7 protein-coding genes are annotated in these 14,926 nt (G+C 40.3%); all 7 read left to right on the top strand.

Translation table 11 applies throughout. The annotated features are described in order from the left end of the window. The first annotated feature begins 336 nt into the window (after positions 1–336). Entirely contained in the window at positions 337–1,695 is a 1,359-nt protein-coding gene (locus PTT44_RS15640) for an MFS transporter (RefSeq protein WP_004691886.1), read from the top strand. A 144-nt stretch (positions 1,696–1,839) separates the two neighbouring features. Continuing rightward, on the top strand, positions 1,840–2,400 hold the full coding sequence (locus tag PTT44_RS15635; protein ID WP_168158800.1) for a DUF4256 domain-containing protein: 561 nt from the start codon (positions 1,840–1,842) through the stop codon (positions 2,398–2,400). 963 nt (positions 2,401–3,363) lie between these two features. Next, positions 3,364–4,842, top strand: coding sequence for a sodium-dependent transporter (locus PTT44_RS15630; protein WP_004691884.1), 1,479 nt, complete (start codon positions 3,364–3,366; stop codon positions 4,840–4,842). A 9-nt stretch (positions 4,843–4,851) separates the two neighbouring features. Then, on the top strand, positions 4,852–4,995 hold the full coding sequence (locus PTT44_RS15625; RefSeq protein WP_168158784.1) for a methionine/alanine import family NSS transporter small subunit: 144 nt from the start codon (positions 4,852–4,854) through the stop codon (positions 4,993–4,995). Positions 4,996–5,327: 332 nt separating this feature from the next. Next, entirely contained in the window at positions 5,328–7,973 is a 2,646-nt protein-coding gene (locus PTT44_RS15620) for an isopeptide-forming domain-containing fimbrial protein (protein ID WP_168158783.1), read from the top strand. Positions 7,974–7,988: 15 nt separating this feature from the next. Further along, positions 7,989–10,646: a hypothetical protein gene (locus PTT44_RS15615; protein WP_273795699.1), complete on the top strand. Its 2,658-nt coding sequence runs from the start codon at positions 7,989–7,991 to the stop codon at positions 10,644–10,646. A gap of 4 nt (positions 10,647–10,650) precedes the next feature. Next, the gene (locus PTT44_RS15610; protein WP_273795698.1) at positions 10,651–14,499 is read left to right on the top strand and encodes a DUF11 domain-containing protein; all 3,849 of its coding nucleotides are present in this window, start codon (positions 10,651–10,653) and stop codon (positions 14,497–14,499) included. Positions 14,500–14,926 lie beyond the last annotated feature (427 nt).

Below are 14,926 nucleotides of genomic sequence, written 5' to 3'. Positions count from 1 at the left end.
GGGGGATTTTTTTATGGGCGGAAGATTAAATAATATAAATAAAGAATTATTAAGAGGGAAAAAAACAGATAGAGAAAGAGCGGAGAATGCGCGTTAAATTATAAAAAATGCATTTATATAAATTAAAATTATGTGAACTATCTATTATTTATCAAAGAATTCGAAAAATGCAAATTATTTTTTGTGATTTTTATACAACTTTAGTCTAGTTTTTCCAAAAAAAGCCCTTTCAATGGTTTTATTTATAGACAAAAACTGAATTATGATTCATTTTATGTAAAAGTGAATTTGGATTCACTTTTTATAATAAAGCTCACAATTGGAGGTGAGGGAAAAATGACAGCGACAACAATGAATGTAAATGCTGTAATCGATCAGGCTAAGTTTAAGCCTTTTCATTTAACGGTTGTTTTGTGGTGCTTATTCGTCGTCTTGTTTGATGGCTACGATTTAGCAATTAACGGTGTGGCTTTACCACTTTTAATGAAAGAGTGGGGCATGACGGCTGTTCAAGCGGGAATGCTAGCCAGTACTGCCTTAGCAGGCATGATGTTTGGTGCAATGCTATTTGGGATGCTGGCTGATAAAATTGGCCGTAAAAAAGTCATTATTATCTGTGTTACGTTATTCAGTGGGTTCACTTTTGCGGGTGGCTTTGCTTCAAACCCGACTGAATTTGGTATTTTACGCTTTATCGCGGGTCTTGGAATTGGTGGTGTGTTACCGAACTTGGTCGCTTTAACTTCGGAATATGCGCCGCAGAAGTTTCGTAGCACCTTGGTGACCGCGATGTTTAGTGGCTATGCGATGGGCGGGATTATGGCAGCACTACTAGGTGTTGCGTTTACACCGACCTTCGGCTGGAAGATCATGTTTTTCATTGCTGGTATTCCATTACTGTTTATTCCAATTTTATGGAAATTTTTACCTGAATCAGTCACTTTTTTAGTGAAAGACCAGCAAACAGAAAAGGCACGCAGCATTATTCAACGTCTGGTACCTGAAGAGACTGTAACCTCAGATACTGTTCTAGTGCTGAACGAAGCTAAAGTCCCTGATGCATCTGTCGCTGCCTTGTTTAAAAATGGTCGTGGTATGGGTACAGTTTTATTTTGGTGCTGCTTCTTCATGTGCTTATTGATGGTTTATGCCTTAGGAAGTTGGTTACCAAAACTGATGATGGCTGCGGGTTATTCGATGGGCAGCAGTTTAATGTTCCTCCTTTCCTTGAACATTGGTGCGGTAATTGGCACTGCTGGTGGTGGTGTGCTCGCGGATCGTTTCCACTTGAAACCTGTCATTATTAGCATGTTGACTGTTGGGGCATTTGCATTGGTGGGTTTAGGCTTTAATTCGCCACAACCTGTAATTTATTTATTGGTTGCACTTGCAGGAGCCGCTTCGATCGGTTGTAGTATTTTGCTATATAGTTATGTGGCGCAATATTATCCGCTAGCTGTTCGTTCAACTGGATTGGGTTGGGCATCGGGGATTGGTCGTGTTGGTGCAATCGTGGGGCCAATTGTCATTGGTGTATTGCTAGGTATGGAACTACCACATAAGTTGAATTTTATTGCTGTGGCAATTCCTGCGGTACTTGCTGCGATAGCGGTTTCTTTTATCCGTTTAAATAGTGCTGAAGAAGCAGTTAAAACTCAGGTGAAAGTTTCAAGTTCAATCAAAGCATCTTCTTAGTTAAATCCTAAATAAATAAAAGGCTCTCGTTGTGAGGGCCTTTATTTTTTTCAAAATAGGTGTACCGTTGGATGGGATTTGATCGTGTTTGAAGGAGAGTGCTATGCTAAAGGTAGCATTAAATAGGGCAGTACAATAACAATGATTAAGCAGCAGAAAAAACTCGAACCTGAGCAAAGTGAACATTTATTCAATACCTTAGAACAACGGTTTCAACAGCATACTGAACGTCATATGCAAATTAGTTGGGCATTTGTCCTAGAACAACTTTTGCACTCTCCTGAAAAACTATATGCGTTACAACAAATGGAAATAAGTGGTGGTGAGCCCGATGTCGTGGCTTTACCGAATACACAAGATGTGTATTTTTTTGATTGTTCAATTGAGTCACCGAAGGGGCGACGGAGCATGTGTTATGACCGAGAGGCATTATTGAGTCGTAAGGATCATCCGCCTGAAAATACAGTGCTCGATTGGGTACAGGCGTATGGCTTAAGCTTAGTGACGGAACAACAGTATTATCTTTTACAGCAGATCTTTAATTTTGACTTGAAAACATCCAGTTGGGTTGAGACTCCAGCTGAATTACGTCAACAAGGCGGGGCAATTTTTTGTGATCAGCGCTATGGTCGTACGTTTACCTATCATAATGGCGCTGCTTCGTACTATGCGAGTCGAGGATTTCGGACTTATATTCAGCTTTAACTGTGGGATAGAGATAAAAAGAAACCCCGACATCCTGTCGAGGTTTCTTTGTATTTCAGTGTTTAGATACAACTCCTGTCATATCTCACATCCTGATGCTCAAACTGATTATTGTTGTTTTAAGTTTGGGAAACGTCCTGTTTCCTGATGGTTTAAATATACATGGTGATGGCTGTTGTTCAAACAGCATTTTAACCACGCTATTTGTAAGCCTAAGCTGACAAAAGTAAATGGCTTATATAATTTTTGCTTACTGCTTTAAATCAGCATCGTTTAAATAGGCTGATGAATACAGGATTGGTCTAGTGAAACTGAGGATGTTCTACGAAATGACTGGCTTTGATGGTTCTCTTTTAAATATAGAGCATCACTGGTATAGCGCGGTTGTAAATACGACTGCGTTGTAAGTACAGAACAATATTAAAAAGTTGTATGCATGCATGTGATGTTCATCAGAAACATGATCAATCTTCTCCGATGGAGTGGATATTTGAATAAAAATGTGAAAAGTAATGTTTTATACATACAATTGATGGCTTGAGCAGCCTTTAGATTGATTTTTTTAGTAGGTTGAACATCGTTGAGGGATATTAAAATTTTATGCAGCGAAATAGGTGGAATAAATCATTCCAAAAAGTTTGTTAATTTATAACTAATTTTGTACAATAAATAAGCTGATTAATTGAACGGTTGAATCAGCACACATTATAAAAATGGAATATTTGAAGCAGAAATTACAGAATATTTTTATAAAAGTGAGTATTGTTGAACCATATAAAAGGGAAGTTTAATCGACACACTTTAACCAAGGTTTTGTGAAAACTCCTCTGTTTGTCATTTAGAACCTTGCACCCAAAAGGTCGAAGCTAAATCAAACACTCAAGATTAATATTAAATGGTTCTTTTCTATTGCGAGATAACCAAATAAAAAGCAATTAAAAGGGACCTAGGTTTAGGTGTTTTATGTCAGGAACTCGTGAAAACTGGACATCACGATCTGGTTTTATTATTGCAGCTGTAGGTTCGGCTGTAGGTTTAGGTAATATTTGGCGTTTCCCTTATGTTGCTTATGAAAATGGTGGCGGTGCCTTTCTTATTCCTTATTTATTGGCGTTAATTACCGCTGGTTTACCTCTGTTATTTTTAGATTATGCAACGGGACATCGTAGTTCGGGGTCACCACCTAAAGCCTATCGGGCTTTGTTTAAAGGCGGTGAAACGCTGGGTTGGTGGCAAGTCTGTGTGTGTATCATCATTGGTTTGTACTATGCCAGCGTACTGACGTGGGCGGGAAGCTATGTTTACTTCTCGATTGGTCAGACTTGGGGCAGTGACCCTGAAAGTTTCTTCTTCAATACCTACTTACAAACTTCGAAAGCAACAGGTTTCGATTTACAGTTTGTAAGCCATTTATTTTGGCCAATCGTGGGAATTTGGGCACTGACCTTAATTATTCTGTTTGGCGGGGTTAAAAAAGGTGTTGAATTATCGAATAAGATTTTCATGCCTTTGCTATTCGTTTTATTCACCATTTTAGTGGTGCAATCACTTCGTTTACCAGGTGCAGCAGAAGGCTTAAATGCATTCTTTACGCCGAACTGGTCTGCGATGATGGACTATAAAGTGTGGTTGGCGGCGTATGGTCATACCTTCTTCTCGCTTTCTGTGGGTTTCGGGATCATGGTGACTTATGCATCTTACTTAAAGCCAAAGACCAATTTGACAGGCTCAGGTTTAATCGTTGGTTTTGCCAATGCTTCAACTGAAATCTTGGCGGGTATTGGTATTTTTGCTGCATTAGGCTTTATGGCGCATGCCGCAGGCAAAGAAGTTCAAGATGTGGTCAGTGGTGGTATCGGTTTGGCATTTATTGCTTTCCCGAAAATCATTTCAAGTCTTGGTGCAGGTGCTGATTTATTCGGTCTATTGTTCTTCTCATCATTATTTGTTGCAGGTATTTCTTCCATGGTTAGTATCTTGGAAGTGCCGATTGCAGCGATGCAGGATAAGTTAAAATGGAGCCGTAAAAAAGCAGTTACCATTATCGGTGGTGGTAGTGCACTGGTTTCAGTGATCTTATTCTCAAGTGTGAATGCGATTAAACTGGTAGATATCGTGGATCACTTTATCAATAACATTGGCATTGTGGGTGGCGCACTTGTTTCTATTCTTTGTATTACTTGGTTTAAGCGTTCAGCATTGATTGAGTTGCGTGATCACGTAAATCGTATTTCTACCATTCAACTCGGTAAGGGCTGGGCATTTACCTTGACCGTGATTACTTCACTCGTGTTATTAACGACGTTGAGCATGACGTTATTTAATTTGGTGAAAAATGGTTACGATACCTATAGCATGAGTCTGCAAGGGCTATTTGGTTGGGGCAGTGTGATTTTCTGTGCCGTCGTCGCAATCGTACTCAGCAAAGTTAAAGATCGCTAGGAGAAAAAAATGAATACTTCAGCAATCGTAATGATGGTGATTTCAATGTTGTTTGTTTGGGGTGGACTCGTATTGTCTATTCTCCACTTGATGAAAAATCCAGAAGAGCTCGATGATGTTCTTGAAGATGTGAAAGACCAGCATACGTTGTAATACTGGATTTAAAGTTTAGTCGCCCTGAAATAGGTATCTACTTATTAAAAAACGCCCGATGAGCTTCATTGGGCGTTTTTTTAACGAGGGTGTAGTGAGCTATCGCACATCAGCCCTATACACCAATGCTTCGATAAGTTTTTTTGATGAGTTGATTTGGAGCTTAGTGTTCACGTCAATTTGGCTTGAAATAAATAAGAATTCATACGGCCAGAAAGAACAAAAAGTATGCTGTACAAATTTTATCTAATAAATATGCAATCACAATAACAACTATGATACAAAATAGTATAGAATTGTGACACAGTTTGTACTTTTGCTGGCTAATTCATATGAAAATTAACAAAAAGAAATTTTCTGCTCTGTCGTTTTTATTTTTTTTTTCATTAGAAGCACATGCATTTCCACAACCGGGAAGCTATATTTCTAACGTTGCATCTGGGGACTATACCGATGAGATGGGGAATGTTTTATTGGTCAATTCCAATCCCGTGGCATTGGAAGTGCAAAAAACGTACTCACTGACTTTAGTACAAAATCAAAACCAATATGGTGTGGTCGGTGGGGCGGTGAATCTGCCACATGTGTTAACCAATACAGGTAATACTGCTGATCGATATACATTGGGTCTAGTACAAAGTAGCACGGATAATTTTGATTTAAGTAATGTGAAGGTCTATGCAGACCGCGATCAAAATGGTTTAGCAGATAATACCGAAGACTTATTGGTGGGATCAATTGAGCTCAATGCGGGTCAATCTTTAGCAGTTGTGATTGTAGGTAGTATCCCGACAAATGTCTCTTTTAATCAGCTCAGTAGTTTAGACCTCAAAGCTGTGAGCCAACAAAGTGCTACGCTTTCTGCACAAGTCACAGATACGATTCGCGTTGTCGATGATGCTGTGATTTCTCTCGTTAAAGCGCAAAGTGCAAGTGAAGGCAATATTGGTGACCTGATCACCTATACTTTGACCTATCGAAATACAGGGACAGCAACACGTCGTGTCGTGCTGCAAGATGTGTTGGATGATTCTTTAGAATACGTATCCGGGTCGGCAGTTTGGAATCAAAATAGCACAGCACTCACCGATGCAAATGATACAGAAGGATCTGCGAATACAGGAATAGCCTATCAACTTAAACCTGATGGGAAGAGTCTAGAAGCCAGTATTACGGCTGTTGCACCACTCACATCAGGCACATTGGCTTTTAAAGCCAAAGTGAAACAAGGTGCTGCCAATAAAATTCCAAACACGGCAGGTTTTGTACAATATGACATGGATAATACCACGGTAAAACTGAGCAGTTTCTCCAATACCGTGATCTATAATTTGGCTGCTGTCTATGGGGTGGTTTTAAATAATAAATCCAGTTCAGCAACGAACGTCGGTAACCCGAATAACAGTCCTGATAACTTAGTGATTCAAGCCAGTTTGAAACCAGGGCAAGAGGTTTTCTTTAATAACTATGTTTGGAACATTGGTAATACCACAGATACTTATAATTTAGGTTATAGCTCAAACAATTTGCCTAGCTGTGCCAAAGTTAATTTTTACACGCAGGACGGAAAAACTTTACTTACGGATACCAATGGTGACGGTAAAGTCGACACAGGTTCGATTTCAAATGCGGCGGTAAAACAAATTCAGGTTGGAGTATCGGCCTCTACAGGCTGTAGCAGCAGTGTCAGCAATATCAATATTGATGTGGTTGCGACATCCATTGCTTCAAGTACAGTCTCTGACCCGATTCGTAACCAAATTACAGCTTTAACTGCTGCATCCAGCAGTAGTGATTTATATAATGCTGACCAATCGGGTTTAGGCGTGGGGATCGTGGATAACGCCGGTCAACCCTTACGTACGGTTAAAGTTACTTCGGGTAAAGCGGTTTTTCCTTTGGTAGCAAAGAATAATTCAACCCAAGCCAATAACTATAATTTGTATGCATCCTTTAGCGCGATTGATGTCGCCAATATTATGCCTACCACTAAAACAGGTTTTAGCGTCAAATTTTATGAAGGTGATGCCAGCTGTCAAACGGTGGGTAAGCAAATTACCAATACGGGAACCTTAGGTGCAGGAGCAAGCAAGGCATATTGTGCAGTGATTGATGTTGACGTAAGCCAACAGAATTTTACAGCGCCGATTTGGTTTGCGATTCAATCACCGGTTAATCAACAAGCGGACTCGATTAAGAACCAAATTGAAAGTAATGTCGCACGCTTACTCACCCTGACCAATGATCAGCAAGGTCAGGTGAGTGTGGGTGGCACGATTGTCTATGCGCATACTTTAAAGAATTTGGGCAATATGGCAGAAGGGGCAAACGCAGGTTCTCAAGTGAATTTGAAAGTTGTACCACTTAGAAATGATGGCTTTGTTTATACCCTTTATTATGATGCAAATAAAAATGGTCAGATTGATAGTGCAGACCAAATTATTAGCGCAACAACCAGTTTAAATCAGCTTTTGGGTAGTGCGGGTTTAGTGGCGCAGGCTGATATTCAACTTTTACTTAAAGTGCAGGCGGCCCCTTCTGCAACAGAAGGTGTGGTGAGTCAGGCGGATATCGTGGTTGAAGTGTCTGATTTTAATGGCATTCATTTAGATAACTTAAAAAATACAGATGTGACCACGGTTGCAACAGGGCATTTACAGTTAGTTAAAACACAAGCAGCGAATAGTAGCTGTACCACCACTAATTTAGCATCTTTGAGCTATTCCACCCAGTTGGTTTCAGTCAAGCCAAATCAATGTGTGGTGTATAAGCTGACACTTAAAAATGATGGTGGTTCAGTGGTGAAGAATGTGCAGTTTAATGATGTTGTTCCAGCTTATACCAGCCTAGTAGGAACGCCTGTCATTGTTCCGTCAGGTACAAATTTATCTTCTGGTGACAAAGTTTCTGCTTTGGTGAGTAGTTTAGATCCAAGCCAAGAAGCCAATTTCTACTTTGTTATTCGTGTTAACCCTTAAGAGTAGGCTCGGAAAATGTTTGCAGAAAAGAAAATGATTCGAAATATGCGTATTGCCATGCTGAGCTTATTGGGGGCAACAGCATCGACTTGGGTTTTTGCTGATGCTCTGGTCATCAGTAACATGGCTGTGGGTGAATACAAAGAAGAAGGCTCTACCGTAGTTCAAGTGGCACGTTCCAACTTGGTTCAAACCACTGTTATTCCTGTGTATAACCTCAGTTTGAAAGATAACCGAACGGAATATGTGCGTCCAGGGCAGGCGGTCTATTATCACCATGTTCTAACCAATACTGGGAACGAACGCGATCTTTATAATTTGTTGGGCAGTCAAATTGCAGGGGGGAGTTTTACCCATAGCAATATTGAAATTTATTTAGATGCCGATCGCAATGGTGTTGCAGACAATAATACGCCAATGAGCCAATATAGCTTAAATGCTGGAGAGACGGTTGCACTGATTATTAAAGCCATTATTCCTTCATCAGCAGCCGTAAATAGCTCCAGTCAGATTCAACTCACAGCGACCTCTACACAACAACCCAGTCTGACTCAAAATAACGTTGATACATCTCGCATCACGGATCAGGCAGTTTTAAATTTAACCAAGAGTTTTGATAAAACAACCGTCGTGAATGGGGATATCGCAACCGTCCGTTTAACCTATTTCAATAATGGTAATAACAGCGGTGTAGTGAATATCAGTGACTTGTTGGATACCACGCAGTTGACGTATGTCACAGGTAATGAAAACTGGAATGGGCAAGCACTGAATTCTGCGACAGGCAGTAATGATCCAACAGGCATTAATTATTACCTTGATACGGATGGTAAAACTATTCGTGCGCAAATCACTAATGTCCCTGCGAATGCGCAAGGCTATATTGAGTTCCGTGTTCGGGTTGCTCGTACTGCACCCGGTGAGATTCCCAACTTTGCCAATATGGACTATGACCATGATGGTTTGTCTACTACAGCAAATTTAACCACGCAGTCCAACACCGCAGTATTAAACATTAAACCGATTTATGGGGTGGTGATTAATGCGGATGTAAATAGTGTGAGTGGCGCAGACTTACTGACTAAATCTGCGGTCAGTAGTGGTGGAACCGTTGTCTTTGAGAACTATGTGTGGAACACTGGTACAGTGGCAGATCGGTTCAATTTAAGTTTTGCTAGCCATAATTTACCCACAGGGAGTGTGCTGGAGTTCTATCGTGCAGATGGTGTCACCCCTCTGTTTGATAGCAATAATGATGGGATTGTTGATACGGGAACGCTAGATGCTGGCGCTAAACTTCCGATAATTGTGAAAATTACGTTCCCAGCAGACTATGTTGATACAGCCAATACTACATATAACATTGTGCCTAAAGCACAGTCGATAACAGACAATAGCAAAACAGATACGGTACAAGATCGTACCTCACTGATTCAAAGTACAGCCTCTCGGTTGGTTGACCTGATCAATAGCCCTGAAACTACGGCAAATGGTACAGGAAATGGCAATGTGTCGAATGGTGGTTCGCCGTGGAAAATTTTAGCTGGGGTGAATAATCAAACGGTGGTGTTTCCACTCACTGTACGTCATACAGGTCAAGCGACGGCATATAGTTTTAGTGCCGATGCCGATAATAATTTTGCGACGGTTGCATTGCCAAGCGATGTCAGTTCGGTGCGCTATTTTGCTTCATCAACCCCAGACTGCTCGGTGCTTGGATCAGAAATTACTTCAACGCGTTTGCTGAATAATGGGGAGTCTCAGCTCTATTGTGCGGTTGTGGAAATTCGAGCAGACGCAAAAAGCACAACCCAGCCGATTCCAATTTATTTTAAAGTGGCTTCTTCTAGTTTGCCTACCTCAGCACCAAACAGTGGCTATGATGTAATTCAAAATGCCATTACGATTAACTCAAATGCGAGTCAAGGTGGAGTAAGCTTAGAACCCGATTTACGTGGGCAAATTGCACCAGGAGGCAGTATTGTTTATACCCACACCTTAAAACCGTGGGGAACGTCTGTATTGTCAGCAACGGATAATTTAAGCGTTGCCAATGATCGAACTGGCTTTACCACAACACTTTATTATGATGCCAATAATGATGGGCAGTTAGATGCGTCTGATCCGATTATTCAAAACTTATCTATTGTGAATGCTTCTATTCTTAGCAGTAAAGCACCGATTCGTATCTTTAATAAAGTTGAAAATACCGCGTATAACACGGTCGGAGTGGCGAATACCTCTGTGATTAGCCTAAAAAATAGTGCTGGGACGATATTAGATACGGCAACAGACATTACAACTATAACCACTGCGCCAGTCCGTTTGAGTAAGTTGCAAGCTAAAGATAATAATTGTGATGGCGTAGCGGATGGCGCGTATACCTCAAATGTCTTGCCGATTACACGTAATTCAGATGGGGCTGGGCAATGTGTTCTGTATCAATTGACAGTGAAGAATTTGGGTGCTTCGGCAATTGGTCGATTTAATTTTTATGACTATACGCCTGAGGCGATGGTGATGAGTAAAGCGCCAAGTTGTACAACCTGTGAAGTGGGTTCATTAACTGCACCAGCACTTGGACAGTCAGGTGCAATTAAGGGTTCAGTTGCAGCAATAAAAAGTAATGAAAGTCATAGCTTAGAATTTGGGGTGAAATATGTGGGGAACTAAGTCAATGAAGCGCATTATTGCATTCTCAGCAAGCCTTGGTCTTGGATTGGTGTTAAATTCGGTAGCAATTGCTGCTGTTCCTACTTTAGAAATTTCATCGGCAAGTGGCACAGCAGGAACAGGACCAACAAGCTCGTCTCAAACAAATACATACTTATTTAATGCGGATAACCCCACTGCAAATACTTTTAGCCCAAGTTATTTTCCAAAAACCACAGTTACATACACACTAGAAAATCAGCAATATACAAATGGACTGGTCTTTGGAGGAAGTAGCAGTTCAAGCACAAGTGAACGGCAGATTTTTATTCCGCTAAATGGTCAGGGTAGCCCAGTCAGTTCTGATTTTACCTCGAGCCGTCTAAATCCAAGTATGGGAACGGGTATTGATGCTGACCTTAACTATGGTTCACGTGTATTACTTCAAGCCAGTGTTTTAGGGAGCTCAAATGGAAGTAATACATCATCAAGAAATGGTGGATTAGGTTATTATTTTGGGGATGTTGTGGTGACATTTAACCGTGATGTCAAAAATCCAGTCATTAACCTATCAGGTATGGGTGGGGTTGCTATTAGTTCGAATGGCAATACAGCATTCGGTATTACTACAAATTTTGTATTAACTAGTCCCCCGAGTGGAACAACAATCCGACGTTTATCTGGTCGTAATTTAAGTGTTAGTGGATTTAACATTACGAACTCTGCTTCGTTATATGGTGCGACTACTGGCGGAAGTAATAATTCAAGCCATAATGGTACTGGAGCAAATGGTGGGGCCAGTGGTAGTGTACAAGTTGAGAATAGCAATAGTATAAGAACATTAAGATTTAGAGTTTATATTGCATCTGATTACACGGGGAATAGCACCTTGGGCTGGAGTTCAGACTCTGGAGATGCTTTTGTTTTTAGTGCGTCAAGTGTTGACTCTATGGTGGGTGATTTGGTGGTTTCAAAAACCAATAACACCACTCAGGTGTATTCTGGTGGAACAACAACCTATACGGTACGTGTAACCAACAATGGGCCCGATACTTATACGGGTACATTACTTAAGGATGTGGTGGGCACAGGGCTAACCGCAACAGCTGTTGTCTGTAGTACCGTTCCCAATAATAAATGTACCACAGCACCCGATTTAACTAGCTTGGCTTCTATCGATACGGGAAGTTTGGCCTCTGGTGAATTTTACGAAATTTTAGTCACAGCACGTGTAGATGCTGTGGCAGGCAGTACAGTAACGAACACGGCTACGGTGGATGTGCCCACCTTGGGTTCATCTACAGGGGCAAGTTGTACAACTTTAAATAGTGGGGGGATTACCCGTTCATTTAACTCAATCACTGGTGCTTGTACAACAGTTGATCAAGATACTGTACTTGCCGTAGCAGATCTAGAGCTGTCTAAAACTTCGGATAAAACTAGCTATAATGTAGGTGAGGTTGTTAAATATACGATAAAAGCATGGAATAATGGTGCAGCTGGAGTTACAGATGCGGTATTAGCTGATAATGTTCCAAATAATATTGCCAGTTTATATTGGTCATGTAAAAGTTATGGAACTGCTGTTTGCCCAAGTAGTGTAACCAATGGAAATGAAACAAACAGTCTAACAGCAACAGGATTAACATTACCTGCAAATGGCAAAGATGTTAATTATTTGGAATTTACAATAAGCGGTTTAGCTTACAAAAGTGGTTCAGTAACGAATACAGCATCGGTAACGACGAGTACTTTTGAGAATAATTTAACCAATAACTCGTCATCGGTGGATATTATTATTAATTCAAATTCACCGATTACCAGCGGCAGCTCACAAAACCAATGCTTATCTGGTCAATCGGCTAATTTGGTTTCAGATACAACTTTTAGAGCATATTTGGTTGATAATTCGATCAGTACTTATGATCATTCTTTAAAAACAGCTGGCACGAGTCCTGCTATTTTGCCAAATTCAGTTATGTATGGTACGGGTGCAAATGGCGCATTACAGTTAAGGGGGCGCTTGAATTGGTCAAATGGTAATCCTAAAGCCAGTACCAGTGGGGCAACCCTAAAAATTATGGTGGACGGTGTTGTCTATGCAACACTTGTCACTCCAGCAAAAAGTTCAAATACGCGAGCTTCATTTACTGCATTTAATGGTGCTCAGGTTAGTACAACTGAATACGCAATCGGTTCGTATAGTACAGACCCAGTCACCATCAATTTCACAATTACCTTACCTACAACTGTCACTATGGCAAAAATAGTGCGTACGGAATTTCAAAATATTCGACCGGGTACAAATATCATTGGAGATGATATTGGTGTTGGGTTTAATGAATTAAATATGTGTTTAAAACCAACCTTTGAAATGAATAAAGTGTCTGAAAATGGCACAGATAGTTTCAACTTTAGTTCTTTTTCAAATTTGAGCAATGCCAATGCTGAAACCATTACCAGTGGGGAGGTAGTAACAACTGTTGTTGGGACGGCACAGTCTGTGCGCTTAAAAAATAGTGTATCACCTGTTGAGCAAGGTTCAACTGTAGCCTATGCAACCCCAAACACAGCGATTAGTTTTGCTGAATCAGCTTCAACTTTATATTCACTGAAGAGTGTGGAATGTATCGATAGCAATGCCGCTGTTTCAGGGAATAGCTCCGGTAATTTGGGAAGCTTAAGTGGATTGACTCAAACTATTCCAGCAGCAAATGTGAAATTTGCGTCTAAGTTTATTTGCCGCGTGACGAATAGTAAGAACGCAGGCTACGTGTTTTCTGGCCGAGTTTTTAATGATAACAGTGGTACAACTTCAGATACATCAAAGGCCTATAACGCTGCCGTAGATGCGGGTGAGTTGGGAATAGCAGGCAGTGTTATTGAATTGCAAGATTGTAGTAGCAAAGCCGTTTTGGCCTCTGCCACAAGCAATGCCAATGGTGAGTTTAGAATCCAAACATTACAAGATGTCTTTTCTGGACGCAGTAATGTCTGTCTCGTGCAACGGAACCTGACGGGGTTTGATTCAGTAAGTTCTGCAAAAGCAAGTAATGTCACAGCGACAGCAGATAGCACAAATGATCAGTTTACGATTCCAAAAGCAAATAATGTCACCAGTTATGAAGGCTTTTTATTTGGGGATGCTGAGTTGCAATTGATCTTAAGCCAAAATGGACAAAAAACCATTTTGGCTGGGGATGTCGTGGATTATCCGCATGAATTGATGGCTAAAAGTGTGATGAATGTGCTCAATTTAACGGAAAGCAAAGAGCAGCAACCTGCAAATAATCAGCCTTGGCAGAGTTTAGTTTACGTGGACAGCAACTGTAATGCGCAGTTAGATCAAGGTGAGAGTTTACTGACGAGTCGCACCATCAAAGCCAATGAAAAAGTTTGTTTGATTCAGCGAGTGATTTCACCAACCACAGCGCAAGGTGGCGATCGGTTTATTGCGAGTTTTAAAGTCAATGGAAAAGCCACTTATAGCAGTGCTACGGCAAAAGAAAGTAATAGTGTGAATGACATTACGACTATTGGGACAGCAGGCTTAAGTATTAGTAAATTGGTCCGTAAAACGACAGCATGTCCTGCACCTAGCAATAATACGACGCCGTTTACTGTGTCAAACCAAGCTGCGAAAGGGGATTATTTGGAATATCAAATGACCTATACCAATAATTCGAACAAGAATTTAGTTGATGTTGTTTTAAAAGATAGTGTTCCCATTGGTACTGTATATGGAGCAATGTCGTGTACTGCTACAGGTTGTCAAACTGAAGCAAATGCAGGGCAGTTGAAATGGACAATTCCTGGTGTCTTGGCACCGAAACAAAAGGGGCAAGTGGGTTTCTGTGTACGCATTCCCGATTAGTTAATTTGTGATACGGCAAGCCCCTTCTGGAATCTACATGAAGGGGTTTTTTATTGCTCATTTTTATAAATGGGAGATATAGTTTTTTATGTATTTACTTGAAAAATATATTAAATAATAAGCGTGGGTTGAATAATTTAAAGACAGTTATAGCGTCTATTTTATCCAAATAGTTCTCTCAGAAAAATAACATTTAGGACTTTTACAGAGCATTAAAATTTTTTCTATGAGCTATCATTTTTTGTATCTTTTACAAATGTTTCATTATGTAATTTTGTTTTAAAGTGAAAATATAATAAATATCAGTGATTTGATCGTTATTGTGTGATTTTTTGTATCTCATGAAAACAACCTAAAGTGAACTAGTTAACATTTTTTTTAAATAATGTATGGTTGTTTGTGTGATTTTTGTTTAATATTGCTTTGA

The organism is Acinetobacter sp. Gutcm_16 (genome assembly GCF_028649355.1).
Taxonomy (GTDB): Bacteria; Pseudomonadota; Gammaproteobacteria; order Pseudomonadales; family Moraxellaceae; genus Acinetobacter; species Acinetobacter johnsonii.
This window is presented reverse-complemented; position numbering and strand designations above follow the sequence as displayed.

Bases quoted from the DNA above. Each gene is read 5' to 3' on its own strand.
- PTT44_RS15610 (WP_273795698.1), top strand. From the start codon at position 10,651: ATGAAGCGCATTATTGCATTCTCAGCAAGCCTTGGTCTTGGATTGGTG.
- PTT44_RS15625 (WP_168158784.1), top strand. From the start codon at position 4,852: ATGAATACTTCAGCAATCGTAATGATGGTGATTTCAATGTTGTTTGTT.
- PTT44_RS15615 (WP_273795699.1), top strand. From the start codon at position 7,989: ATGTTTGCAGAAAAGAAAATGATTCGAAATATGCGTATTGCCATGCTG.
- PTT44_RS15630 (WP_004691884.1), top strand. From the start codon at position 3,364: ATGTCAGGAACTCGTGAAAACTGGACATCACGATCTGGTTTTATTATT.
- PTT44_RS15620 (WP_168158783.1), top strand. From the start codon at position 5,328: ATGAAAATTAACAAAAAGAAATTTTCTGCTCTGTCGTTTTTATTTTTT.
- PTT44_RS15640 (WP_004691886.1), top strand. From the start codon at position 337: ATGACAGCGACAACAATGAATGTAAATGCTGTAATCGATCAGGCTAAG.